The sequence below is a fragment of the Modestobacter sp. SYSU DS0511 genome, from assembly GCF_054050755.1.
Map to the genome: position 1 here is coordinate 12539 of NZ_JBJGZY010000012.1, position 25066 is coordinate 37604.

Annotated in this window: 20 protein-coding genes; 6 read left to right on the forward strand and 14 right to left on the reverse strand. The window is 75.2% G+C overall.

Translation table 11 applies throughout. The features are described 5' to 3' along the window. Positions 1-17 precede the first annotated feature (17 nt). The 4 genes from ACI783_RS08050 to ACI783_RS08065 all read right to left on the reverse strand — a co-directional run bounded on the left by ACI783_RS08050 (position 18) and on the right by ACI783_RS08065 (position 6463). The gene (locus ACI783_RS08050; protein ID WP_457139946.1) at positions 18-1403 is read right to left on the reverse strand and encodes a hypothetical protein; all 1386 of its coding nucleotides are present in this window, start codon (positions 1401-1403) and stop codon (positions 18-20) included. Positions 1404-1624: 221 nt separating this feature from the next. After that, the gene (locus tag ACI783_RS08055) at positions 1625-3145 is read right to left on the reverse strand and encodes a sugar transferase (RefSeq protein ID WP_457139947.1); all 1521 of its coding nucleotides are present in this window, start codon (positions 3143-3145) and stop codon (positions 1625-1627) included. 320 nt (positions 3146-3465) lie between these two features. Further along, positions 3466-4797 carry a hypothetical protein gene (locus ACI783_RS08060; protein ID WP_457139948.1) on the reverse strand — a complete coding sequence of 444 codons (1332 nt, stop codon included), beginning with the start codon at positions 4795-4797 and terminating at the stop codon, positions 3466-3468. A gap of 184 nt (positions 4798-4981) precedes the next feature. After that, entirely contained in the window at positions 4982-6463 is a 1482-nt protein-coding gene (locus ACI783_RS08065) for a Wzz/FepE/Etk N-terminal domain-containing protein (protein WP_457139949.1), read from the reverse strand. A gap of 438 nt (positions 6464-6901) precedes the next feature. Here ACI783_RS08065 and ACI783_RS08070 point away from each other — a divergent pair, with 438 nt between their 5' ends. After that, positions 6902-8140, forward strand: a complete 1239-nt coding sequence (locus tag ACI783_RS08070; protein ID WP_457139950.1) for a hypothetical protein — start codon at positions 6902-6904, stop codon at positions 8138-8140. Between the two features lie 22 nt (positions 8141-8162). Here the strand turns inward: ACI783_RS08070 and ACI783_RS08075 are convergent, their stop codons facing one another. Further along, the gene (locus tag ACI783_RS08075) at positions 8163-9629 is read right to left on the reverse strand and encodes a Wzz/FepE/Etk N-terminal domain-containing protein (RefSeq protein WP_457139951.1); all 1467 of its coding nucleotides are present in this window, start codon (positions 9627-9629) and stop codon (positions 8163-8165) included. Positions 9630-9905: 276 nt separating this feature from the next. Here ACI783_RS08075 and ACI783_RS08080 point away from each other — a divergent pair, with 276 nt between their 5' ends. Continuing rightward, entirely contained in the window at positions 9906-11225 is a 1320-nt protein-coding gene (locus tag ACI783_RS08080) for a hypothetical protein (protein ID WP_457139952.1), read from the forward strand. 12 nt (positions 11226-11237) lie between these two features. Here the strand turns inward: ACI783_RS08080 and ACI783_RS08085 are convergent, their stop codons facing one another. Next, positions 11238-12386 (reverse strand): glycoside hydrolase family 26 protein, encoded by a 1149-nt coding sequence (locus ACI783_RS08085; RefSeq protein ID WP_457139953.1) that lies wholly within the window; start codon positions 12384-12386, stop codon positions 11238-11240. A 154-nt stretch (positions 12387-12540) separates the two neighbouring features. Here ACI783_RS08085 and ACI783_RS08090 point away from each other — a divergent pair, with 154 nt between their 5' ends. Then, entirely contained in the window at positions 12541-13467 is a 927-nt protein-coding gene (locus ACI783_RS08090) for a glycosyltransferase (RefSeq protein ID WP_457139954.1), read from the forward strand. After that, a complete protein-coding gene (locus ACI783_RS08095; RefSeq protein ID WP_457139955.1) occupies positions 13464-14585 on the forward strand; it encodes a glycosyltransferase family 4 protein in 1122 nt (373 codons plus the stop codon). The genes ACI783_RS08090 and ACI783_RS08095 overlap by 4 nt, the downstream gene beginning before the upstream one ends. Positions 14586-14651: 66 nt before the next feature. On the opposite strand, the gene ACI783_RS08100 is transcribed toward ACI783_RS08095, so the two are convergent. Next, entirely contained in the window at positions 14652-15686 is a 1035-nt protein-coding gene (locus tag ACI783_RS08100; RefSeq protein WP_457139956.1) for a glycosyltransferase family 2 protein, read from the reverse strand. Positions 15687-15994: 308 nt separating this feature from the next. On the opposite strand from ACI783_RS08100, the gene ACI783_RS08105 reads away from it, so the two are divergent. Both ACI783_RS08105 and ACI783_RS08110 read left to right on the forward strand, forming a co-directional pair. Then, on the forward strand, positions 15995-17071 hold the full coding sequence (locus tag ACI783_RS08105; RefSeq protein ID WP_457139957.1) for a hypothetical protein: 1077 nt from the start codon (positions 15995-15997) through the stop codon (positions 17069-17071). 157 nt (positions 17072-17228) lie between these two features. Further along, positions 17229-17642 carry a MerR family transcriptional regulator gene (locus ACI783_RS08110; RefSeq protein ID WP_457139958.1) on the forward strand — a complete coding sequence of 138 codons (414 nt, stop codon included), beginning with the start codon at positions 17229-17231 and terminating at the stop codon, positions 17640-17642. Between the two features lie 42 nt (positions 17643-17684). Here ACI783_RS08110 and ACI783_RS08115 read toward each other — a convergent pair whose 3' ends face one another. The 7 genes from ACI783_RS08115 to ACI783_RS08145 all read right to left on the reverse strand — a co-directional run bounded on the left by ACI783_RS08115 (position 17685) and on the right by ACI783_RS08145 (position 24902). Then, positions 17685-19016 (reverse strand): NAD(P)H-dependent oxidoreductase, encoded by a 1332-nt coding sequence (locus ACI783_RS08115; RefSeq protein WP_457139959.1) that lies wholly within the window; start codon positions 19014-19016, stop codon positions 17685-17687. Beyond that, positions 19013-19582, reverse strand: a complete 570-nt coding sequence (locus ACI783_RS08120; RefSeq protein WP_457139960.1) for a dTDP-4-dehydrorhamnose 3,5-epimerase family protein — start codon at positions 19580-19582, stop codon at positions 19013-19015. The genes ACI783_RS08115 and ACI783_RS08120 overlap by 4 nt, the downstream gene beginning before the upstream one ends. Then, positions 19579-20604, reverse strand: coding sequence for an NAD-dependent epimerase/dehydratase family protein (locus ACI783_RS08125; protein WP_457139961.1), 1026 nt, complete (start codon positions 20602-20604; stop codon positions 19579-19581). Before ACI783_RS08125 ends, ACI783_RS08120 begins: the two co-directional genes overlap by 4 nt. A 346-nt stretch (positions 20605-20950) precedes the next feature. Continuing rightward, positions 20951-21769 (reverse strand): sugar phosphate nucleotidyltransferase, encoded by an 819-nt coding sequence (locus ACI783_RS08130; RefSeq protein ID WP_457139962.1) that lies wholly within the window; start codon positions 21767-21769, stop codon positions 20951-20953. A 134-nt stretch (positions 21770-21903) separates the two neighbouring features. Beyond that, positions 21904-22950, reverse strand: a complete 1047-nt coding sequence (locus ACI783_RS08135; RefSeq protein WP_457139963.1) for an alpha-hydroxy acid oxidase — start codon at positions 22948-22950, stop codon at positions 21904-21906. A 73-nt stretch (positions 22951-23023) separates the two neighbouring features. Then, positions 23024-23407, reverse strand: a complete 384-nt coding sequence (locus tag ACI783_RS08140; protein WP_457139964.1) for a hypothetical protein — start codon at positions 23405-23407, stop codon at positions 23024-23026. Further along, entirely contained in the window at positions 23397-24902 is a 1506-nt protein-coding gene (locus ACI783_RS08145; protein WP_457139965.1) for a sugar transferase, read from the reverse strand. Before ACI783_RS08145 ends, ACI783_RS08140 begins: the two co-directional genes overlap by 11 nt. Between the last annotated feature and the right edge of the window lie 164 nt (positions 24903-25066).

Consider the following 25066-nt stretch of genomic DNA (forward strand, 5'->3'; position numbering starts at 1 on the left):
CGCGGCGGCCGCAGGGGTCAGCCGGCGCCGAGGTCGGACGGGGGCTGGTCGGCCGGGAGCGTCCGGACGTCGCCCGACCGCATCGCCCGGACGGCGAGCACCAGCACCAGCACGCACCCCACGGCCTGGGCGCCGGCCATCCCCCACGCGGCCCCGCTGATCCCGGCCAGCGCGGCACCGCCCAGGCCGAAGCCCAGCAGCAGCGGCGCCTGCAGCGAGGTGACCCGGAGCATGAGGTCACCGCGCCCCATGGCGAGCAGGGGCAGCGAGCCGCCCATGGCCAGCGCGATCAGGCACTGGCCGACGCCGACCGGGGCCATCACCTCCCGGGCCCCGTCCCACGAGCTGCCGAGCAGCTGCTCGCCCACCGACGACGGCAGGAGCAGCAGCACCGCGACCACGACGACGCACAGCGCACCGGCGCCGGCCGACACCAGCAGCGCCGGCCGCAGCAGCGCGCGGGGCCCACGAGCGGCCAGCCGCCGCGCCAGCATGGGGATCATGAACGAGGTGAGGGCGCCGAACGCCACCTGGATCGGCCCGAGCACCGTCTGCGCGAACCGCAGCCCGCCGGTGGCCACCAGGCCGAGCATGCCGGTGAGCAGCGTCGTCGTCAGGGTGACCGCACCCATGTTGATGGCGTAGCCGGCGCCCAGCCGCACGCTGAGCCCGGCGTTGCCCCGGAGCCAGCCGAAGCTCGCCCGCGGGGAGAGGACGGCCCGGAACTGCCACATCCCGAACAGCCCGGCGGTCCAGGCGCCCACCGCCCAGGCCGCCATGTACCAGCGCAGGTCGTCGACCCCCAGCCCGGCGCACAGCCCGAGCCCACCGAACTGGACGACGACGCGGACGGCGTCGTTCGCGGCGGCCCGGCGGGCGTTTCGGGAGGCGAACGACGCGCTGCGCCAGCTGTCCTGCACGAACTGGGCCGGGAGCACCAGCACCAGCATCAGCAGGGCCGCACCCAGCACGTCCCCGACCAGCACTCCGGCGAGTGCGCACAGCAGGCCGGCGACCAGGCCGAGCAGGACCATCGCCCCGGCGGCCGCGGTCACGGCCCGGGCGCGCGCCTCCGCCGTCGCCGCACTGAAGCGGATCACCAGCGGATCGGTGGAGATGGCCCGGGACACGCCCAGGCCGAAGCTGAGCACCAGGAAGGCGTAGGCGAAGGCACCGGCCGCGACCTGGTCGACCTCCCGCGCCACGGCGATGGTCAAGCCGAAGTTCGCGACGCTGGACAGCACCTGGTCGATGACGGTCCAGACCGCCTGGCGCCCGCTGCCTCTCCCCTCACCGGGTCCGGTGGCGACCGCCTCGGCCGAGGGCTGCCCGGCCGCGATCGCCTCCTCCTCCGCGGGGAGGGCGGCGGGCCCCGCGTCGCCGGGGCGCGAGCGGCTCAGCACGGAGCGGCCGTCCCGGCACCGCATCGGCCGGCTCCTGCGCGTGCGGGCAGCAGGGAGCACGGGCGAGGTCGGGTCGGCACGACGTTCCTCCCCACCCCGGCGCCCGGACCGCCGCTGTCGGCCACCACCCGGTGTGATGTCCGGGAAGGAAGCTAACCCGTCGGCCGTCGCCCGTCAGCACCCACCGGTCCGGTGCCGCCCCAGCGGGTGAGGGCGCCGGGTCAGCTCCCGGCGCCCCGCACGACCGCGCTGACCGTCCGGAGGATGATCTTGACGTCGAGCCAGAGGGACCAGTTCTGGATGTAGTAGTTGTCGAAGCGCGCGCGATCGGCGATCGAGGTGTCGCCGCGCAGCCCGTGCACCTGGGCCCACCCGGTCAGCCCGCAGGGCACCCGGTGCCGGGCCTCGTAGCTGGGGTAGGCGCTGCGGAACTGGTCGACGAAGTGGGGGCGCTCGGGCCGCGGCCCGACCAGGCTCATGTCCCCCCGCAGGATGTTGTAGAGCTGCGGCAGCTCGTCCAGCGAGGTCTTGCGCAGGAACCGGCCGACCGCGCTGAGGCGGTCGTCGTGGGAGATGTTCCAGTTCGTCGCGGACTCGGTCTCGTCGACCGGCCGCAGGGAGCGGAACTTCAGCACGTCGAAGGGGCGCCCGTCGACGCCGATCCGCTGCTGCCGGAACAGGATCCCCGGCCCGCCGTCCAGCCGGACGGCCAGGGCCAGGACGGCCATCAGCGGCAGCAGCAGGAACAGGGCCGCGCCGGAGACCACCACGTCGATGACCCGCTTGACCCGCCACGCCGGGCTCCGGTAAGCGGACCGGCGCAGCCGCACCAGCGGGAGACCCCAGGCGGTGTCCATGTCGCCGTCCACGTGGTGCAGCTCGAACAGCCGGGGCACGACGAACAGCTCGGCCTTCATCCGGTCGCACGTGCGGATCACGCTGACCATCTCCGACTCCTTCATCGAGGAGAAGGCGACGACGATGTTCCGGATGCGCGCATCGGTGAGCACGGGAGCCAGGGACGACGGCCCGCCGAGGACCCGCAGCCCCGACGACGGCTCGGTGATCCGCGGATCGGCGTCGAGGAAGCCGATCGGGTGCAGCCCGTACTCGGGGTGGGTGCGGAGGATGTCGGCGATCTGGTTGCCGACCGTGCCGGCCCCGAGGATCAGCGTCCGGTGGGCGACCAGCCGCCGGGAGCGCAACCGGCGGACGGCGGCGTACCCCACGGCCCGGAACAGCACGGCGCAGACCCCGGTGGCCATCGCCCCCCACAGGAAGCGCCAGTCGATGATGTAGTTGCGCCAGACAGCCTGGGTCCACACGATCTGGGCGAGGATCGAGATGGCCGCGGCGGCGAGCCAGCGCCCGGCCATGACCGGCAGGTCGTCCAGCACGGACAGCGACAGCCGCGAGCGGTAGAGCCCGGCGAGCCAGAACAGCGCCAGCAGCGCGCACCCGAAGAAGGCGATCTTCCGGGCGGGGGTGTCCCAGCCGACCTCGCTGCTGACCCACTCGACGCCGACGACCCCGAAGCAGACGGCGAGCACGTCCAGCGCGACGAGGAACGGGGGCACCCCGCGCTTGGCGAGCCGCCCCCAGAGGCCGTTGCCCGGCTCCTCGAGCTGAGCGTCCGTCGCTGCGGCGGCGACGGCGGTGGCCCCGGCCGGGCGCGGGGGCGCCAGGTCCGGAACGCCCGCGTGCCGAACGCGCAGCGCCGGGCGTGCGGAGTTCTCGGTCATGTCTGCGGTGTCCTCCATCCCCTCGAGGTCCTGCCTGTGCGGTCTCCCGCCGGACCCGGCCGAGGGGGGTGGGGCTCGCGCAGCAGCGCGCTGCCCGCGTTGGCCGCACCCCTCACCGAGGGGCGCCACACGCACTGCGGGCGCGCACCGTCCCCCTGCCGGGGCTCCAGGGGCGCCGGTGACCCGGGAGCGGGTGTGACGCTCTCACAGGTCTCACGCTGGGTCACGGCGAGTCGAGTCGATCGTGGGAGCATTCCCACGGAAGGCGGAAGAAACCAACCGCACGGAGCGAACCGCTCACGGAGCGTGAGTCGGGGGCGTCACGCCCGCCGTTCTGCCGGACGGCGGCTCATCACCCGCCAGGCCAGGGTCATCACCGTGACGCAGCCCGCCGTCTGCGCCACGGCCATGCCCCAGGCCGCCCCCTGGATGCCGAGCCAGACCCCGCCGCCGATGCCCAGGCCGAGGATCAGCGGGGCCTGCACCGCGGTCACCCACAGCAGCAGGTCGGCCCGGCCCATGGCCTTGAGCGGCAACGACCCGCCGATCGCGATGGCGTTCACGCACTGGCTCCACCCGACGGCGACCATGACCGCCCGCGCCTCGTCCCAGGACGCCCCCAGCAGCTCCCGGCCGAGCGACGCCGGGATCAGGAGCAGGACGCCGACGACCACCGCGCTGATCGCGAAGCAGCCCAGCGAGGCCAGGGCCGAGGGCCGCCGGAGCCGGCCCGGCCCCCCACCGGCCAGCCGGCGGGCGAGCATCGGGACCAGGAACGCCGTCGTCGCACCGAACAGCACCTGGATCGGCCCGAGCACCGTCTGGGCGAACCGCAGCCCGCCGGTGGCCGCGAAGCCCAGCAGGGCCGCCAGCACCGAGGTGGCCAGCGTGAACGCGCCCATGTTGATCAGGTAGTCGCTGCCCAGCCGGGCACTGAGGCCGACGTGGTCGCGCAGCCAGGCACGGCTCCCGCGCAGGAGCGCCGGGCGACCGAACTGCCCGGCGCCCACCAGCGCACCGGCCCACGCCCCGGCGGCCCAGCTGGCCAGGTACCCCGACAGCCCGGTGGTGCCCGCGGCCACGCACAGCCCGACGCCGGTGAACTGCACCACCACCCGCACCACGTCGTTCAGCGCGGCCCGGCGCGGGTCCCCGCTGGCGAACGCCGCGCTGCGGTAGCTGTCCTGCAGCAGGTGACCGGGCAGGACGAGCAGCAGCAGGGCCAGCGCTGCGCCCAGGTCACCGCGCAGGACCAGCCCGACGGCGAGGCACAGCGCTCCCGCGGCCAGGCCCATCGCGGTGCTGGCACCGGCCGCCTGGGCCGCGGCCCGGCCGCGGGCAGCCGCGTCAGCCGCGCTGAACCGGATGACCAGCGGATCGGTGGACACCGCCCGGGTCAGGCCGATCACCAGGGTGAACACCATGAAGGCGTAGGTGAAGACGCCGCCCAGCTGCTCGTCGACCGCGCGCGCCACCGCGATGGTCAGCCCGAAGTTGGCCAGGCTGGACAGCACCTGGTCCAGCAGCGACCAGGTGGCCCGCCGACGCGTCCCGCCCCGGGGCGCGGACCCGTCCGGACTGCTGGCCACCGCCTCGGGCGCCGGGGTGAGCGACGGTCCCGGCGGGCTCGCCGCCGGTCCCGATCCGGTCACCGGGCCCCCCGGCCGGCCCGCACCAGCGGCGTCGCGGGGCCGACGTCGGGCGCCCGGTCACGGGCGGACGACTGGTCCACGACGCTCTCCCAGGGTGGTCTCCGTGGCGACGACACACACCACTCCTGCCCCGATGCTGTCACAGGCCAGCATCGGCCCCTCGTTCGTGAAGGAGATCACGCACTCACGACGGCGCCCGTTCCCCCGACCCGACGAGCGCGCCCGCCGACCGCCCCGAACCCTCCCCGGCCGCCCGGGTCGCGCCGGCCCGCGAGCGGCCCCGGTGACCACGCCCGCGCCTGCCGGTGTCGCCCGGCCGGGTCACGACCACCCCGGTGAGCGGTCGGCCGGCGGTCGCGAGCCGGTCCCGCACGTCGCTCAGCGCCGCCGGGTCCTCGGTGACCCGGATCACCGCGACGACCGCCGCCGCCTGCCGCAGCAGGGCGAAGGCGGACGAGCTGCGGGTCAGCGGTCCGGCCGAGACGAGCACCAGGTCGCAGCCGGCTGCGGCGCGGGCCAGCTGCCGGGCGACCACGTCCTCGGCGAGCCCCCGGCCGGCGGGCTGACCCAGGACCGCCAGGCGGACGCCCGGGCGCCCGGCCTCCGCCCCCCGCCCGGCCGGGTCCGTGTCCAGCTCGTCGAGACGGGGCACCGGCGCCAGGCCGGGGAAGAGCCCCACCAGCGCACGGCCCGGCTCCGCGTCGACGACGAGCACCCGCTGCCCGCGCTCGGCGGCCGCGAGGGCCAGCCCGCGCACCACCGGCGCCGTCCCGCTCCCGTCGGTCACGCCGGTGACCAGGACCGAACCCCCGCCGGGCGGCCGGACGTAGTCCAGCGCCACCGCGGTCAGCGCGAACGACTCGGAACCGCCCGCCACCCCGGGACCCGAGGCGCGCGACAGGGGGACGGCGCCCAGCACGGGGGCACCCGCCGCGCGGACCAGCTCGGTGGCGTCGGTGATCGGCCCCCGGCGCCCCACCACCGCGGCCAGGGCGGCCGCGGCCAGCGCCGCGAGGACGGCCAGCACGACGGCGGTGCGCAGCGGTCGCGGCGTCGTCGCCGACTCGGGTGGCACCGCGGCGTCGACCAGGGTGACACCGTCGCCGTAGACGACCGCCGCGGTCCGGATCCGGTCGGCGGTCGCGGGGTCGGTGGTGACGGCCACCGCGGCATCCGCCTCCTCGCTCACCCGCGTGGCGCGGTACTGGCGGTACGCGGTCGCCAGCGCGTTGGCCCGCTCGGCTGCCTCCACCGGGTCGCCGGCCCGGGCCGTGATGACCAGCACGTCGCTGTCGGCGGCCGCCGAGACGGTCACCGCCTCGGCGAGCTCGGGCAGCGACGTCCCGTCGTCCAGCTCGTCCACCGCCGCCTGCAGCACCCGGGGGGCGCTCAGGATCGAGGCCTGGTTCGCCACGAACCGTCCGGCGTCGCCGAAGGAGGTGCGCCCCAGCGGCTCGAAGTCCTGGCTGGTGGACAGGACCACCCGGGCCTCGGTCGTGTACGTGGGCGGCTGGTCCTGGCTGACCAGGTAGCCGCCCACCCCGGCGACCAGGGCCGCGCCGACGACGAACCACCGGGCCCGCCAGACGGACGCAGGCGACGACCTCCACCGGGAGGGCCCGGTTCCGGCGGACGTCCAGCCGGTCGTGCTCGGCTGCTCGGGCACCGTCCTCCTCGGGCCGGGGGCGGTGTCGGGGGCCGCCCAGGCCCTCCACTGTGTCATCCGCGCGGTCATCCGCGCTGCGCCTGCCTCACCCGCTGCAGGGCCGGGCCCCTCCGGCCGCGCGGCCGCTGCACCCTCCGTCGACCCGTCATCGGCAGCCCCGAGCGTCCCGGTGGGGCACGTGTGACTGGTGTGGCGACCTCGCCCCTTGGTACGCAGCGTGACCTTTCCGATGCTCAGCGCTTATGTCAGAGTCTGCTCGCCGGCCTGCGGGCCGGCCTCCCACGGGCCGGACACGTCGCCGCCCCGACGCGCCACACCGCCGTGGCCCAGCCGGTCGTGCCGCTCTGCCGGCGCCGCCGACAGACCTGGAAAGGCTCCTCCATGCACCGCCGCCGCCGGTTCCTGTCGTCCACCGGACGACTCCGCCTCCCCGCGCTCGTGACCGCCCTGGTGACCTGCCTTCTGTCGCTGGTCGCGGCCACCGGGGGGCTGCAGTCGCTGGCCCAGGCAGCGGGGATCACCGCTGAGGCCCCCGGTTCCGCCGGGTCCGCCGTGGCCGCACCCTCCGTCCCGAGCGTTCCCGCCCCGGAGGAGGAGCCGGCCGGGACCCGCGGCCCCACCGACACCTCGAGCACGTCCGCGGCGGTGCCCAGCACGCCGGAGACCTCCTCGCCGGCCGGCACCGGGTCCGCGACCGCCCCCGGGTCCGCGACCGCCCCCGGCTCCACGGCGACCGCCCCCGGCTCCACGGCGCCGACCCCCGCACCCGGCGCTGCTCGGGCCACGGCCCCGGCCGCTGCGCCGTCGGCCGGCACCGCCGGCCCTGCCCCGGCCGAGGCGGCCGCCGTCGCACCGCCGGCCGCTCCGGGCCTGGACGCCGACGCGTGGACGCGGGCGTGGCAGACCGGTGACACCGCGGTGCTGCGCAGCTGGTTCGACGCGAACACCGGCCCGACCCGGGCGCTCAGCGGCAGCACCGCCGGCGGGAAGATCCGCAGCCAGGCCGACGCCGACCGGCTGGCCGGGAAGACCGTCACCTCCGACCTCTCGGTCAACTGCACCTGCGTGCTCCAGGAGTTCGCCCTCGTCGACGCCCAGCTGACCGTCGAGGGCGGTCGCGTCAGCGTCCGCAACCTGCTGATCGACGGCAAGAACGACACCGAGCGGGTCGGCGTCTTCACCGCCCGTGGCACCGCCACGGTCGACATCTCCCGGGTGGAGATCACCGGCCACAACGACGGCATCCGCGCCTACGCCACCGCTGTGACGGGCAGCTACGTCTTCATCCACGGGGTGGCGCCGAGCAACCCGCGGGAGCACCACCAGGACGGCATCCAGACCATCGGCGGCGGGAGCGCGTTCTCCCGCTCCTACATCGACATGACCGGCGCGCACACCTCCGCGACCCTGATCAAGCCCGACGCCTCGCCGATCCCCTACGCCAAGATCAACCAGACGGCGATCATGGGCGGCGGCTACACCTTCCATGTGCACGACGGCCCCAAGGGGACCCCGCGCAACGTCGACCTCTCCGACAACCTGGTCGCGCCGGGTTACCGGAAGGGGCTGGTCTCCACCTGGAAGCTGAGCAACGTCAGCAGCGTGGTGCTGCCGACCGTGGCCCGGGTCGCCGGCAGCAGCCGCACGGTGGCGCTGGTCGACGGCGCCAAGCTCTGACCGCGCCCTGGGGCCGTGCCCGTCAGCGCTGAGCGACGGGCGCGGCCTCGGGCGCCGCGTCGGTCCGGCGGGCCGGCGGTGCCGGCTCCGCCGGTGCGGCGGAGGCGCCGGCGCCGCGCGACCGGTGCTGCCGGGCCACGATCACGCCGTCGCAGGACCGGTCGGCCAGCTGGAGCCGGTAGCGGAAGCTGGCGAGCGTGGGGGCCAGCCGCTTGCCGCCCCGCCGGTCCACGACCAGGACGACCGACGCGACCTCCCGGAGCAGGGCGAACGCCACCGGGTCGGAGAAGATCGGCCCCGCGGTGAACAGCACCAGGTCGTAGTCGCCGGCCACCTGCTCGAGGCACCGGTGCAGCACGGTGACGCCGCCGTGGTTGCGCAGGGCGCTGGTGCCCAGCCGTGCGATGTCGACCACCTGGTCCCCGGCGGTCGCCGGCCAACGGGTGGTGACCTCCTCGACGGGGACCCCGCCGACCAGGTCGTCGAGCGGGCGCGGCGGACGGGGCACCCCGGTCATCCGGGTCAGCCGGTGACCGGCGCCGTCGGCATCCACGACGAGCACCCGCCGGGTGAGCGCCGCCGAGGCGGCGAGCCCCAGGGCGACCCCCGCCCCCAGCTCGCGCTCGTCGAGCTCGGTGACCAGCACCGACCCGGTCCGGCCGTCCGTGGCGTAGTCCAGCGCCACCAGGGGCATCCCGAACGCCTCCGCGTCCGGCTCCAGCCGGCCCGAGCGGGACAGCGCCAGGTCGACCTCGCCGAGCAGCGGCGCCTCGGCCTCGTCGGCCAGCTGCACGCCGCTGACCGGCCCACGGCCGCGCCGCAGGATCGCCACACCGGCGGCGACGAGAGCCGCGAGGACCGCCAGCAGCGCCCCGTCGCGGATCGGGTTGGGCGCCGTCGGGGCCGTCGGGACCGCCGCCGGCTCGGCGACGGCGACGCCGTCGCCGTAGACCGCGGCCTGGGTGCGGACGTCCGCGACCGCGGCCGGGTCGGCCGCGACCGCGGCCGCCGCGGCGTCCGCGATCTCCTGCACCCGCTGGGTGACGTACTGCTGGTAGGCGGCGGCCACCGCGTCCGCCCGGGCCGCGGCCTGCTCGGGATCGGGCGCGGTCGCCGAGATGACCACGATGTCGCTGTCGGCCAGCGTCGCCACGTTGACGGCCTCGGCGAGCTCGGCGGGGTCGGCGTCACCGCCCAGCTGCTCCGCCACGAGCTCCAGCACCGGCTCCGAGTCGAGGATGGCCATCTGGTTGGCCAGGTAGCGGCCGGCGTTGGAGGCCTGGTTGCCGCCCAGCGGGTTGAAGTTGGCGGTCGCCGAGAGCACCATCCGGCTCTCCGCGGTGTAGGTCTCGTCCTGCAGCGCACTCAGCTGCGCACCCAGCACACCCGCCACCACCGCCGCGCCGCCGATCAGCCAGCGGCCCCGCCACAGGGCGCTCGCGACGACCGACCCGTGCCCCGGGTGAGCCTGGTCCCTCAAAGTGGTCACCGAACGACGTCCCTCCTGCCACCGACGCGGTGCCGGCCCGCGATAATCGTTGCACGCACTGCCGGGCGGGAGATCTCGATCGGCGGCCCTGTACCACGATCGGGTCACACACGACGGCGAGCTCGAGGGGACGGCATGACACGAACCGCGGGCGGCCCGCCCACGGACGGCCCCCCGGCGGCCACCGCTCCCCCGGCCCCGCCGGGGACCGGCGAACCGGCGACCGGCTCGGTCGGGTCCGGCGAGGTCGGGTCCGGCGAGGTCGGGGCAGGCGAGGTGCCGACGCCCGGGGCGGTCGCCGCCCAGCGCTCGGCCGACCTGGTCGTGCGCGGGATCACCGCCCTGCTGGTCATCGTGCTGCTCACCCAGCGGCTGCTGGTCCCGGTCGGCGCCAGCCCGGTGCAGGTGAGCCTGATCCTGACCTACGGCGTCGTCGGGCTGCTCCTGGTCGGCGGTCTTCTCCGGGTCGACCAGCTGCGCGCCGAGCTGCTCGGGCTCGCCGCCGTGCTGTGCCTGGCGGCCACCGTCGTCGCCTCGGTCACCGGCGGCCTGGTGTCGGTGACCTCGCTCGGGCTGCTGCTGGCGCTGTACCTGCTGTGGACCCTGCGGGTCGGCCCGGGCCACACGGAGACGCTGCAGCGGGTGGCCCGCAACTTCGTCCTGGTGATGCTCGTCTTCGCGGTCGTCGGCGTGGCCCAGCTGGGCGCGCAGCTGGCCGGGCTGTGGAGCTACACCGACTACCTGGGCGAGGTCCTGCCCCCCGACTTCGTGTCCCAGACGTACAACACCAACATCCCGCTGGAGTACGGCTCCGACGTGCACAAGGGCAATGCCTTCGTGTTCCTCGAGCCCTCGTTCTTCTCCCAGTTCTGCGCGCTGGGGGCGATCGTCGCGTTCGTCACCCGGGCGCCGTCGTGGCAGGTCGCCGTCCTCGTCGCCGGGGTGTTCTCCGCGGTGTCGGGCACCGGCATCATCCTGCTCATCGGCGCCGGGGTGCTGGTCGTCGTCCGCGCCTGGTGGCTGATCCGGCCGGTGCACCTGGTCACCCTGGCCGCCCTGGCGTTCGGCGTGCTGGTCAGCCCGGTGGCCCCACTGCTCCTGGACCGGGTCGATGAGACCGGCCGGACCGGCAGCAGCGGCTACCTGCGGTTCGTGCAGCCCTACACCGAGGTCGCCGACGCCATGGTCGCCGAGCCGATGCGCTTCCTCGTGGGCGCCGGGGCCGGCTCGGTCGAGCGGCTGCTGCCCTCCGTCCGGGACGGCGAGCTGGGCCAGGCCGTCGTCTACACGATCGTGCCCAAGCTGCTGTTCGAGTACGGCCTCCTCGCCGGCGGGGCCTTCGTCCTCTTCATCGTGCTGGCGCTGCTCGACCGGGGCGCCTGGCGCGTCGTCCCCGGCAGCGTGCTGCTGATGATCTTCCTGCTGTCCGGCAGCCTGCTGCAGCCGCACACCGCGATCATCGCCTGGCTGCTCACCGGGCTCTGGGCCGGGCAGGAGACCCGCCTCGACCTGCTGCCTCCCCGGCAGCGACCGCCCGGCAACGGCCGGCGGCGCCCCCGGCAGGGGGGCCGGCCGGTGCCCGTCCCCCTGACCTGAGCGGCCGGCCGCTCAGCCCGCCTCGGAGCCGCCGAACAGCTCGAGGTAACGCTCGCGCGACCGCGGGAAGTCGTCGCCCATCAGCTCGTGGGTGCCCTGCGAGTTGGCGTTCTCGAAGTAGGCCTGGTACCCCACCCGGTTGTCCGGGTCGGCGATGAACTCCGCCATCCGCTCGATGTAGTACGGGTTGTCGCCGCCGCCGATGCCGTCGTTGCGCTCCCACACGCCCCACTCGGGGAGCGACAGCTGCTTGTCGTGCTCGGCGGCGAACTCGCTCCAGAACCGCAGCCCGCGCTCTCCGCCGTAGATGTGGTCCTCCCACGCCTCCACGCGGAGGGCGTCGGCGCAGGTCTGGTCGCAGTCGTCGGGGATCGGGTAAACGGCGCCGCTGACGTCGTAGGCGTCGATGCCGACGTAGTCGACGTACTCGTCACCGGGGTAGTACTCGACGGCGTCGATGCGGCTGACGCCGTTGTTGGGGTTCCAGTCGAAGCGGAACTGCTGGCCGTCGACGCTGCGCATGACGTCGACGATCCGGCGCCAGTAGGCGACCCAGGTGTCCTCGTCCTCGCTGGACCAGACCCACGAGCTGAGGTTGAACTCCCAGCCCACCCGCAGGATGGCGTCCTCCTGGCCGGCGTCGACCAGGCCCTCGGCCAGGATCTCGAAGTACTCGTCGTACTCCCCCTGAGCCCCCTCCTCCAACGAGGCCTCGACCTCCTCCGGCAGCATCGGGATGCCGAGCACAAGCCGGTAGGGCAGGCCGTCCCACGCCTCGAAGAGGTACTCGGGCCGGGAGACGTCGCGCCACTCCTCGCGGGAGGAGTAGTCGATGGCCAGCTCGATCGGCCGGTCCAGCCACTCCGCGTAGGCCTGGACGGCCTCCGGCTGGGTCTTCCGGAAGACGCCGACCGCCGTGCCCTCCCAGTCGGCCCGGGTGAGCGGTGCGGGGCTCCCGGCGTCCGGCGGCGGCGGGGCGGGAGCCGGGGACTCCGGCTCGTCCCCGGTCCACCGGACGACGGCGGCGACCAGCACGACCAGGGCGAGGGCCGCCGCGACGAGCAGCCACCGGAGCCGGCCGCGGGAACGGCCCGGACCGGCCGGGGGCTCCGGCGGCCGGGGGCCGGCCAGGTCGGTGCCCGTGGGGCGGTGCGCGTCCACCGCGCCTCCTCGAGTTCTCGGGTGCTCACTGAGCGATCGGGTGAACCGCTCTCGGCTGCGGTCTGACTCGTGCCGGCACCAGGTACGTTGACCCGAGCGTATTACGCACAGTGACAGCGGTGGGTTCCCTCGCCCGCCGGGGAGGAGACAACGCGTGGCCCGTGCAGCGGAGAACGCCCCCGATCTGACGGTCGTGACGGTTGCCTACCGTAGTCGCGCCCTGGTGGAGGAGCTGCTCGCCGGCCTCCCCGCCGAGCTGCCGGTGATCGTCGTCGACAACTCCGACGGCAGCGACGGGTTGCCCGACGTGGTGGCGGCCCGCCCGAACGGCAAGTACCTGGTGGGCGGTGGCGTCGGGTACGCGCGGGCCGCGAACGCCGGCGCCGACGCGGCGACCTCCGAGGTCCTGGTCTTCGTCAACCCCGACACCCGGCCCACCGCGGCCGACCTGGCCACCCTGGCCGGCGACGTGATCGCCGACCCGCGCTGCGCGGCCAGCGCGGCGGTGCTCGTCGACCCCGACGGCCGGCCGCGGCTGGGGGTGGCCGGCTGGGAGTTCTCCCCGCTGCGGGCCGCCGCCTTCGCGGTCGGGCTGCACAAGGTGCTGCCCCGGGTCGGCCCGTTCGCGCGGCCGGCGGCCGGTGAGCAGCTCGACGTCGACTGGGTCAGCGGCGCGGTGATGGCGATCCGCCGGTCCACCTTCGCCGAGCTGGGCGGGTTCGACGACCGGTACTACGTCTACTGCGAGGACGTCGCCTTCGGCCGGCGGGCGCGCGAGCACGGGATGTACGAGCGGATGCGCTCCGACGTCGGGGTGCACGGCAGCTCCGGCGGCTCCGGCGCGCCGTCGCTGGAGATGATGCGCCTGCGCGGCGCCTCGCTGACCCGCTACGTGCGCCACCACCAGTCGTCGGCACGGGCCGCGGCGATCAGCGCCCTGATGGCCTTCGGCTACGCGCTGCGCACCGTCGGCCAGCTCGCGCTGCGCAACCGGCGGCGGGCGCGCGAGCACTGGGCGTACGCGGTCGGCCTGGTCACCGCGCGGGCCACGGTGGCCGGCCGCGTGGTCACCGACCGATGACCGCTCCCGAGCGGGAGCGCGGCCCCCGGCTGTGGCTCGTCGAGCAGTACGGCCACGGGGGCATCGGCCGGTACGCCGTCGACGTGGCCAACCTCGTCGGCCCGGTGGGCGACACCGTGGTGGCCACCACCGACGGCGGTCCGGTCGACGGGCTGGCCGGCCGGTCGGTCGTCTGGTTCCCCCGGGGCTCCGACAGCCCGGTGGCGAAGGCACGGGCCGCGGCGACCGGCCTGCTCCGCGCGGTGCGCTCGGTGCGCCGGGGCGACGTCGCCTGGGTGCCGCTGGGGATCCGGCCGGGCTACGAGCGGCTGCTGGTGGAGGCGCTCCGCCGCGGTGGGGCGCGCGTGGTGGCCACGGTGCACAACCGTGCCCCACACGGCAGCTCGGGCGACTCCGCGGCCGTGCTGGCCAGTGCCCGGCGGGCGCACGCGGTGGTCGTGCACACCGACGCCATGGCCGGCTGGGCCACCGGGCACGGGCTGCCCGCGGTGCGGCTGCCCTTCCCGCCACCGGACATCGCCCCGGGCGCCGTCGCCCTCGGGCCGGCGGACGCCCGCCGGGTCCGCGAGGAGCTGGGCGTGCCCGACGCCGCCGTCCTGGTCGCCTTCCTGGGGTACCTGTACCCCTACAAGGGGCCGGACGTGCTGCTCACGGCGCTCGCGGAGGCTCGCCGCGTCCGGCCCGACCTCCCCGTGCACGTGCTCATGGCCGGTCGCCCCTCGCCGGAGCAGGACCTGCCGGAGCTGGTGCGGGCCCTGGGCATCGGGGCCGCGGTGACGCTGCAGCCCGGCTGGCTGGAGGAGGCGCGCATGGCGCAGCTGCTGTCCGCCGCCGACGTCCTGGCCCTCCCCTACCGCCGGATCGACAACTCCGGGATGGCGGCGCTGGGCCGGCGCTGGCAGCTGCCCGCGGTGGCCAGCGACCTGCCGCTGCTGCGCGACACCTACGGCGACGCCGCCCTGTTCGTCCGCCCCGACGACCCGGCCGCGCTGGGCCGGGCCCTGACGGAGCTGCCCGGCCGCCTGACCGGGCTGCGGGACGCCGCCCGGCGGCTGGGCGCCGAGGACCTGGAGACGCCCTACCGGGCCTTCGTGCGGGACGCCCTCACCGGGAGCTGACCGGGGGGGGGGGGGGGGGGGGGGGGGGGGGGGGGGGGCCCCCCCCCCCCCCCCCCCCCCCGCCGATCAGCTGTGCCGGTCGCGGACGGCTGACTGCGCACGCCGGCCCAGCTGCTGCCAGAAACCGACGCCCCAGCCCAGGTGCATGGCCAGGAAGGCCGGCACGATGTAGCGCCGGGCCTCGGGGTCGACCTTCGGCGCCGTCGCCCGGTAGGCGACGGCCAGGGCCGCCGCGTACGGGGAGATCAGCGCGGCGGCGCGGAGCGGGCGGCCGGCGAGCAGCGCACCGGCGGCCAGGGCGCACTCCACCACGAGGGCGGGCGCGGCCAGGTGCCGGGGGCGCACCGACTCGGGGTGCTTGAGGGCCACGTTGACCTTGCCGCCGCCGTAGCGCTTGTACTGCTTGGCGAAGTCGCGGATCGACTGCCGGCACTCCCAGTCGATGTGCAGGGCGGGGTCGAACAGGATCGTGTGGCCCGCCTCGCGCACGCGGTGGTCGAACTCGAAGTCCTGGTTGACCCGCAGCTGCTCGTCCCAGCCGCCCAGCGCCCGGATCACCGAGACCGGGTAGGCGCCGAAGGGCACGTGCTCGACCTCGGTGGGGGCCGTGCCGTAGTGGTAGGTGGAGCCGCCGACCCCGAACCGGGAGGCCATCACCGCGGCCACCGCCTTGCCCGCCGGCGTACGGCCGACGCCGTCCTTGCGGCCGCCGACGCCGCCGAACCGGCCGGTCATCAGGTGCTGCGCGGCCAGCCGGACGTAGTCGGACGGGACCTTCGCGTGGGCGTCGATGCGGACCAGCCACTCGCCCTTGGCCTGACCGACGGCCAGGTTGAGCGACACCGGGATGACGCCGGCCGGGTTGGTCAGCAGCTCCACCCGCGGGTCGCGCGCGGAGTACTCGGCGACGATGGCGGGGGTCGCGTCGTCGGACGCGCCGTCGACCACGATGACCTGGAGGTTCGTCCAGTCCTGGGCGAGGACCGAGTCGAGGCAGCCGCCGATCGACCGCTCCTCGTTCTTGGCCGGGATGACGACGGTCACCAGCGGCTGGGAGTCCTCGCCGCCCGGGATGTCGGTGGTCGTCGCCGTGTCGGTCATCGAGCGTCTGCCCTCCTCAAGCACCCGACCCGGGTGGTCGAAGCCTGCTCGACTCTGCCCGAGGCGCCGCAGAGGGTCAATCAGAGGCCCGGCTGCTCGCCCCGCCGGGTGATGCCGCACCGCCGGCGACGGTACCCGGAAGGCCTCGACGCGAACGCAGCGTCACCTGGAGGCGACCCAGGGCGAACGGCTCTCCGCCCCAGCGGTCTCCCCGAGCGCGCTCGGGGTGCCCACCGCCACAATCGGGCCCCGCGTTCACCCGTTCGGGTGACGGATCGCACGGACGAACCAGACCCGAGGAGGCCCCCGTGGCCCGCCGTCCCCCGCACCCCGGCACCGGCCCGCGCTGGGCCGAGCGCGGCCCGGCCGCCGACGCGCTGGCCGGGTGCGGGCTCGGCGCCCTGGTCCTGCTCGCGGTGACCGCCGGGATCGGGCCGGCGATGGTGGCCCTCGGCATCTGCGCGCTCGTCGGCGCGGTGGTCCTCCTGGCGCCGCTGCGGGCCTCCCGGCTGGAGCCCCGGCGGCGCAGCGCGGCCCGGCACCTGGTGACCGGGGGGCTCGCGCTCACCGCCGGGGGCTGGTTGCTGCTGGGGGTGCTGCCCGCCGACGACCCGGTCCGGGCGACCGCCGCGGAGTCCGGCGAGGTTCCGCGCCCGGCCGGCGGGGACACCGGGGCGCGGGTGCCCGGGGGGGCGCCCGATGGCCAGCCTGCCGACCCGTCCCTGGTGGGCACGACCTCCGGCGACGACGCCGACCCGGCGTTGGACGGCGCACCGACGCAGGGACCGGTGGTGGCCCGGCCGCCGCTCCCCACGTGGGCGTCCCTGCCCGACGCCGATCGGCCGCGCCCGCCGGCCACCGGTTCCCCGGGCCCGGGCACGGGCGGCCGCGAGGTGCCCGGCGCCCCGACCGCCCCGGGGACGACCGCATCGGCGCCCACGGGCCCCGGCGCGGCGGGCTCCGGCGCCCCGGTACTGCCGACCGCCCCAGACGCCGGGCCCGGCAGCGGCCCGGCCGCACCCGTGCCCGCCCCGCCGGTCACCGAGGCCCCGGTCACCACCCCGCCCGTCAGCGAACCCCCCGCGCAAGAGCCCGTCCCGGACGAGCCACCGGTCGCCTCCCCGCCCACCGAGGAGCCCCCGGTTGCCCAGCCGCCCACGGAAGAGCCCGTCCCGGACGAGCCACCGGTCGCCTCCCCGCCCACCGAGGAGCCCCCGCCCTCCCAGCCGCCGGCGGAGGAGCCCGTCCCGGAGGAGCCGGCGAGCACCACCGCAGCACCCAGCTCCGCACCGGCGCCGGCGCCGCTCCCCCCTCCGGAGGAGGTCGGGGGCGGCGAGGCGGGCCCGGGCTGGGAGGATCTCGTGAACAGCTTCTTCGACGGCTGATCCGCAGGCACCTCCGCACCGGCCCCGCTCCCGCACCCGAGGGTGAGCATCCGAGGGCGAGCACCCGCGGTGACGCGGGCGCCGACGGGGTGAACGGGGTCGGTCCCGCCGGGGGCCGACGGGAGTCGTGGAGGTCGGGGTGCCGGAAGAACGGCTCATGCGCATCGGGGAGCTCGCCGCCCGTGCCGGGATCTCCCTGCCCACGCTCCGGCACTACGACGAGATCGGGCTGCTGATGCCGTCGGCCCGGACTGCGGGCAACTTCCGGCTCTACAGCGAGGCCGACTTCGAGCGGCTGATGGTGATCCGGCGGATGAAGCCGCTCGGCTTCTCCGTGGAGGAGATGCGCGAGCTGCTTCAGGTGGTGAGCGGCCTGCGGGCCGCCCGGGCGGCCGCGCGGCCGGAGCCCGCGGAGCTGCGCTCGGTGCTCGAGCAGTTCGTGGCGGCGGCGCACGAGCGGCGGCACCGGCTGCGGCGGCACCTGTCGATGGCCGACGAGTTCATCTCGATCCTGGAGTCGGAGGAGAGCGCCGCCGCACCGGGCGGCGCGTCGGCCTCGACGGCCTCCTGACCGCTCCGCCGGCCGGGGCCCCGCGGGCCCCGGCCGGCGCCGTCAGCTCTGGCCGGCCGCGGCCGGCCGCCCGGCGGTGGCCGCGGCGCTGCCGAAGAACAGCTCGTCCTGCTCGGCCCGCAGCCGGTCGACCAGCCGGCCGGTGGGCAGCTCCACGTCGGCGTAGCCGATGACCTCGTCCTTGCGGACGTCCCGCAACAGCCGGGCGCCCTCGGCCAGACCGAGCGGCAGCAGCCGGTCGGCGTGGGTGACGTCGGACCGCTCGGCCTCGCCGTAGTAGTGGTAGCCGCCCGGCCGGTCCAGCTCGGTACCGGCCAGCAGGTCGGTCTTCGCGACCGTGACGACGTCGACCTGCGGGGCGCCGGCCGGGCGGATCGCCGGGTCGCCGAGCAGCGCCGCCCGGGCCACCGTGATCGGCACCTCGAAGTGGCAGAGGTGGTAGGGCGTGTAGAAGCTGTACAGCGGCCCGGTGCCCAGCTTGTACAGCTCCAGGTAGTGCCGCTGCTTGGGGTCGTCGTGCTCGCCGAGGACGTAGATGCCCGGGCCGGGCTGCGAGCCGACCACGTAGTCGACGGCGCCACCGAGGGCCCGCAGCTCCTCGACGTCGTACATGCCGGTGAGCTCGTCGACGTGGCCGCGGTGGTCGCGCCCGAGCATCCCGCGCCGGTGCACGCTGAACCCGGCGGCGTTGGCGACCAGCGCCTCCTCGACGCTGACCTTGGTGCCGTCGGCGAAGCTGGTGACCATCCAGGGGTCCTGGCCCCAGCGCTTCGCGAACCCCTCCTGGGTGGTGGGGTTGCGGTACGGGTCCTGCAGGCCCTTGATGTTGCCGGCCACCAGCGGGCGCAGGCCGATCTGCCGGACGAACCGGATCAGGTTCATCTGCACGGCCGGCTGGTCGCCGTCGGCCCCGGTGTAGACGACGCCGGCCGCGTCGGCCTTGGTCGCGAGCAGCGGCCCGAGCGTCGCGTCGACCTCGGCGTTGAGCAGCACGAGGTGCTTGCCCCCGGCGAAGCAGGACAGCGCGAGCTCCGCGCCGAAGGCGACCGCGCCGGTCGCGTCGACGACGACGTCCACCCGGTCGCTCGCGGTGAGCAGGGTGACGTCGTCGGTCACCGCGACCTGACCGGCGTCGGCCAGCCGGTCGATGTCGGCGGCGCTCTCCGCGGCGGCGGGCGACCCCCCGGCGCCGGTGACGGCCTCGTGGGCCTTGGCCGGGGTCCGGTTGGCGACCGCGACCAGCTGCATCCCCGGGGTGCTGTTGAGCACCTGGTTGATCAGGCCCCGGGCCATGAACCCGGCGCCGACCAGGCCGAGCCCGACCGGCCGGCCCTCGGCCTGCCGCTGCGCGAGCAGCGAGTCGACCACGATCACGACGGCACCCCCGCCGCGAAGCGCTCGGCGTTGGCCTCGGCGTCGAAGGGCGCCCACGAGGCGTCCTTGTCCGAGATCACCGAGACCGGCAGCGGCCAGGAGACGCCGAAGGCCGGGTCGTCGTACCGGAAGCCCATCTCGGCGCCCGGGGCGTACGGGACGCTCACCATGTACAGCACCTCGGTGTCGTCGGTCAGCGTCTGGTAGGCGTGCGCCAGGTGCGGGGGCAGGTAGAGCGCCGACCGGTTGTCCGCGGTCAGCTCGACGGCCACGTGCTGCAGGTACGTCGGGGAGTCCGGCCGCACGTCGACGGCGACGTCGACGATCGCCCCGCGGGTGCAGCGGATGAACTTCGCCTCCGGGTGCCCGGGCAGGGACAGGTGCAGGCCGCGCAGCGTGCCCGCCCGGTGGTTGAACGACACGTTGCACTGGGCCACCTCGGGCCGCATGCCGTGCTGCTCGAACTCGGTGGTGTCGAACGAGCGGGAGAAGAACCCGCGGTCGTCGCTGTGCGGCTCCATGTCGACGAGGAACACCCCGTCGACGGCCTGCGGGGTGTACTTCACGGCGCCGTCCAGTAGAGCTCGTCGTCGACCTGCTTGGTGCGCATCAGGTACTCGATCTGCTTGAGCCGGGTGTGCCCGCGGCCGGTGAAGGTGGCCTCGTCCATGTCGATCGACCGGAACACCTTGTGCAGCTGGGCGGCGCCGGCCTTGGCGTCCCAGTCGGTGTCGTAGCCGGGGAGGACGTCGCGGATCTTGTCGAAGGCCACCCGGTAGCTGCGGTTGTCCGCGCTCGGGTCGCCGAAGGTCAGCTCGCAGCCGGGGAACTCGGCGGCGACGATCTCGGCGATGTCCCGCACGCGGTAGTTGTTGGCCTCGCTGCCCACGTTGAAGATCGCGCCGTGGACCCGCTCGCGGGGGCTCTCCAGGCTCATCCGGATGGCCTTGGCGATGTCGAGGGCGTGCACCAGCGGCCGCCACGGGGAGCCGTCGCTGGTCATCGCGATCTTGCCCGTCGTCCAGGCCAGGCCGGAGAGGTTGTTGAGCACGATGTCGAAGCGCATCCGCGGGCTGGCACCGAACGCGGTCGCGTTGCGCAGGAACGTCGGGGAGAAGTCGTCGGAGGCCATCGCCGAGACGTCCCGCTCCACCAGCGCCTTGCAGCGGGCGTAGGACGTCTGCGGGGAGACCTCGCTGCTCTCGTCGACGACCCCCTCGGCCACGCCGTACACGCTGCAGGAGCTCATGTAGACGAACCGGGACACCCCGGCGGCCTTCGCCTGCTCGGCCAGGTGCACCGACCCGCGGTGGTTGATGTCGTAGGTGATGTCGCCGATCAGGTCGCCGATCGGGTCGTTGGACAGCTCCGCCATGTGCACGATCGCGTCGACGCCGTCGAGGTGCTCGCGGCCGAGCCGGCGGATGTCCAGCGCCAGGGTCTCGGGCACGCGGTCCAGGCCGGGGTAGAGCCAGCCGTGCTTGTAGTAACCGGTGTCGACCCCGACCACGTCGTGGCCTGCCCGGAGCAGCTCCTGTGCGGTGAGACAGCCGAGGTACCCCTCGGTGCCGGTGACCAGTACGCGCACGTTCGTCCTCACGTCGTCTCCGCTGGGTGGGTGACGCTACCGCGCATCTCCCCCCTTCGGATGACTGAGGGTGACGATCACCCGATCGGGGGGCGCTCCGTGACAGGGCTCCGGGAGCGTGTCCCCTTTGGCGGCCACTCCGCGTAGCTGATCGCTGACGCTGTGTGCCGCGGCACCTACCCGGAGTGCACGCCGAGGCGTCTCCCTGCCGCGCGCTGGCGCTCCGCCGGCCGGGGGGGGGGGGGGGGGGGGGGGGGGGGGGGGGGGGGGGGGAGTGCGGGGGGGGGGGGCGGGGCCGGCGGGCGGGGCGGCCGCGCCCCCCCGGGGCGCCCCCCCCCCCCCGGGCTCAGTCGGCCCAGACCTTCCACTCCGCCTGACCGGCGTCCCAGAGGCTGTTGAGCTCCTTCCAGTCGCGGAAGGTGTCCATGCCCATCCAGAAGCCCTCGTGCCGGTGCACGCCCAGCTCGCCGTCGCGGGCCAGCTTCTGCAGCGGCGCGTGCTCGAGCATCTCCTCGACGGCGTCGGCGTCCAGGTAGCGGTCGACGAACTCCCGCTCGAAGAAGAAGAAGCCGCCGTTGACGTAGCCGGTCTGCGACTGCTTCTCGTTGAACGCGGTGACCGCGTCGCCCTCGAGCACCATCTCGCCGTAGCGGCCGGCCGGGTGCACGCCGGTGAGGGTGCCCAGCTTGCCCGAGGCGGTGTGCGCGGCCAGCGTGGCCGCCAGGTCGACCGCGCCGATGCCGTCGCCGTAGGTCAGCGCGAACCGCGGGGAGTCCAGGTACTTGCCCACCCGGGCGATGCGCGCGCCGGTGGCGGTGGTGAGACCGGTCTCGGCGAAGGTGATCTCCCAGTCCTCCTCGGCCACGTTCGTGTGGAACTCCAGCTCGTGGTTCCCGCGCATCCGGAGCGTGAAGTCGTTCATCCGCGCCCGGTGGTCGACGAAGTACTCCTTGATCATGTCGCCCTTGTAGCCCAGGCAGAGCACGAAGCGCCGGAAGCCGAAGTGGCTGTAGGTCTTCATGATGTGCCACAGCACCGGCCGCCCGCCGATGTCCACCAGGCCCTTGGGCAGCTGCTCGCTGGCCTCCCGGAGCCGGGTGCCCATCCCGCCGCACAGGATCACGACCGGGATGTCGGCCGGCGTCACGTCCGGGTACTCGCTCATCTGACCTCCTCGAGGTGTGTGTCGACGGTGGAACCTAGGGTCCGGCCCCGACGACTGGGAAGTGCGGGGTCCGCGATCGGGTGACATCGCTGCTCCGTCGCCCCGAGCGTTGCTGACCGCGGGTGCAAGAGGCCTCACATCTGCGTCACCATGCTGGCGTCGAGGTCGGCGATCCGCGCGGCGCCCGCGACGGCCAGGACGTGGCGCAGGTCGGCCGCGAGCGCCTCCAGCGCGGCGGCGACCGCGTCGGCTCCCCCGGCGGCCAGCGCCCACAGCACGGGGCGGCCGACGAGCACCGCGTCGGCGCCGAGGGCGAGCGCCAGGAGCGCGTCCGTGCCGGTGCGGATCCCGCCGTCGACCAGCACCGGGGCGCGGCCGGCCACCGCCGTGACGACGTCGGCCAGCGCGAGCGCGCTGGGCACCGCCCGGTCCAGCTGCCGCCCGCCGTGGTTGGAGACGATGACCCCGGCGGCGCCGGCGTCCAGGCAGCGCACGGCCTCGTCGCCGCGCAGCACGCCCTTGACCAGCACGGGGAGGCCGCTGACCTCGGCGAGCTCGGCGATCACGGCCGGGGTCATCGACGGGTCCTGCTCGGCCGCCTCCCGGGCCACCGTGCCCGGCAGCAGGTGCTGGGCGAGGTTGATCAGGAAGTGGTCGTCCGGCACCGAGATGCGGACCCCGCTGACCCTGCCCTTCCGCCCGACGTAGGGGGTGTCGACGGTCAGCACGACCGCGCCGGCGCCGGCGTCGGCCGCCCGCCGCACCAGCGCGTGGGTGAGGGCCCGGTCGCGCATGCCGTAGGCCTGGAACCACCAGGGCGCGGGGGCCGAGGCGGCCACCTCCTCGATCCGCCGGGACGACCGGGTGGAGAGGATCCCGAGCGCACCGGCCCTGCCTGCGCCGGCGAAGGTCTCGCACTCGCCGTCGGGGTGGGCGAGGGCGTGGAAGGCCATCGGGGCGACGACGAAGGGCGAGGACACCGTGGCGCCGAGCAGCTCGACCCCGAGGTCGACGGTCGAGACGTCGTGCAGCACCCGCGGTCGCAGCCGGAAGGCACCCCAGGCCGCCTCGGCCTCCCCGACGGTCACCTCCTGCCCGGAGCCGGCGGAGTAGTAGTCGAAGACAGCGGGCTCGAGGCGCTCGCGGGCGGCCTCGAGCTGCTCGGCGAGCAGCGACAGCATGCGGGTGTCGGCGAGCCGGGCCGGCGGCCGGCTCCCCGTTCTCCTTCCGGTCCGTGGGCGGGGGCCCCGCACGCTACTGCGGGTGACGTCCCCGCGGACCGGCTGCGCGCGCCCCGCCCGGCAGCACGGCTCCGGGGCGAGGCGTGCCGACCCGGCCCGTACCGTGGTCCGGCACCACCGTGCCGGCGTCCCGGGGCACCCGCCGGTGGGCGGGCAGCACGGTGACCACCAGCAGCGCGACCAGCGACACCGCCCAGCCGGCGAGCACCACGAGGTCGCCGGCGTGCAGGCCGTGGTTCGTGCTGAGCGCCAGCACCACCGGCCCCTCCTTGCGGTAGCGGCCGGTGACCAGCAGGAGCGCGAAGCCGGTGAGCACCGCGGCGACCAGGGCCGCGCTCGCCCAGCGGAGCAGCCCGGTCAGGACGACGCGGGCACCGGCCGGTGGGTCAGTAGGCACCCGATCCGCGGACGACGGCGCCGACGGTCTTGCCCAGGATCATCAGGTCGAAGGTGAGCGACCAGTTCTCCACGTACCGGACGTCGATGCGCACCGAGTCGTCCCAGGAGAGGTTGGACCGGCCGCTGACCTGCCACAGCCCGGTGATGCCGGGCTTCACCAGCAGTCGGCGGCGCATGTCGTAGCCGTACTGCTCGACCTCGCGGGTGACGTGCGGCCGGGGCCCGACCAGCGACATGGTGCCGCCGAGGACGTTGAACAGCTGGGGCAGCTCGTCGAGGGAGTAGCGGCGCATGACCCGGCCGATGGAGGTGACCCGCGGGTCGCGCTTCATCTTGAACTGGACGTCGTTGCCCTCGTTCTGCGCCATCAGCTCGGCCATCTTCGCGTCCGCGTCGGGGACCATGCTGCGGAACTTGAGGACGTGGAACGGCGTGCCCTCGCGGCCGATGCGCTCGTGCCGGAAGAACACCGGCCCGCGGCTGGTGAGCTTGACCGCCAGGGCCAGCGCGACCAGCACCGGCAGCAGGACGACGATGGCGAGGAAGGCCATGGAGCGGTCGAACACGTCCTTGGTGACCCGGCGGATGCCGCGGAACTCCGGCCGCTCCAGGTGCAGCAGCGGGAGGCCGTTGACCGGTCGGATGCCCACCCGCGGGCCGGCGACCTCGGTGACGGCGGGGGCCAGCAGCAGCTCGGCCTCGGTGGTCTCCAGCTCCCAGCCCAGCCGGCGCAGCGCGGCGCCGTCGAGCTCCGGGGAGGGCAGCACGGCGACGGTGTCGACCTCGTAGGCCCGAACGACGTCGACGATCTCGGAGAAGTCGCCGAGCACCGGCAGCCCGTCGAAGACCTCGCGGTCGGGACCGGCACTGGGCAGGCAGACGCCGATGACCCGCAGGCCGTGCCGGGCCTGCCGCTCGAGCTGGGCGTGCAGCTCGGCGGTGCCGTTGCGGTGCCCGACCAGGATGGCGGTCTGCTGGTAGCGGCCGTGCGCACGCTGGCGGTGCACCCAGACCCGCTCCAGGTAGCGGTGCAGCAGGGTCAGCGCGGTCGCCAGCGGCAGCGCGACGACGACGAAGCTGCGGGCGAGCTCGAGCTTGAAGGCCCAGGAGAAGGTGCCGACGGCGGCCAGCAGCAGCACCGCGGCGGAGAAGACCCGGCGGAACTCCTCGGGCCCGACCCAGAGGAAGCGCTGCTCGTAGGTGCGGGCCAGCGTCATCGCGGCCACCCAGACCACGGGCAGGACCAGCAGCGTCCAGGGGGTGCCGTTGTCGGCGAGCGGGCCGGTCTCCGGCTGCAGCCGGCCGAACCAGGCGGCGACGAAGGCCAGCACCAGGTCGCCGGCGACGAGGCGGCGGACGTACGTCGACTGCCAGGCGCGGCGGGCGGCGGTGCCCTCGCCCCGCAGCCGCGGGGTCGAGAACCGGCGGCGGTTCCCGGTCGTCGTCGACGGGCGTGCGGTGACCACCTCGTCTGCGCTGTCCAGCAGTGACACGGAGCAGCCCCCCAGGGCGGGTCGGGAGAGCACGGCTCGCGAGCACGTGCGGGGTCCGCCGGGAACCGCGCTGTTCGACCGACCAGGCCAACCTACGGACGATCGGCCCGGCGTGCCCACCGAACGTGAGCGCCCGGCACGGGGCCGGCCACGAACGCAGCGTG

Excerpts from the sequence above, each read along its gene's own strand:
- ACI783_RS08100 (WP_457139956.1), bottom strand. The coding sequence starts at position 15,686 with ATGACCGACACGGCGACGACCACCGACATCCCGGGCGGCGAGGACTCC.
- ACI783_RS08055 (WP_457139947.1), bottom strand. The coding sequence starts at position 3,145 with ATGACCGAGAACTCCGCACGCCCGGCGCTGCGCGTTCGGCACGCGGGC.
- ACI783_RS08130 (WP_457139962.1), bottom strand. The coding sequence starts at position 21,769 with ATGAGCGAGTACCCGGACGTGACGCCGGCCGACATCCCGGTCGTGATC.
- ACI783_RS08095 (WP_457139955.1), top strand. The coding sequence starts at position 13,464 with ATGACCGCTCCCGAGCGGGAGCGCGGCCCCCGGCTGTGGCTCGTCGAG.
- ACI783_RS08110 (WP_457139958.1), top strand. The coding sequence starts at position 17,229 with ATGCGCATCGGGGAGCTCGCCGCCCGTGCCGGGATCTCCCTGCCCACG.
- ACI783_RS08135 (WP_457139963.1), bottom strand. The coding sequence starts at position 22,950 with ATGCTGTCGCTGCTCGCCGAGCAGCTCGAGGCCGCCCGCGAGCGCCTC.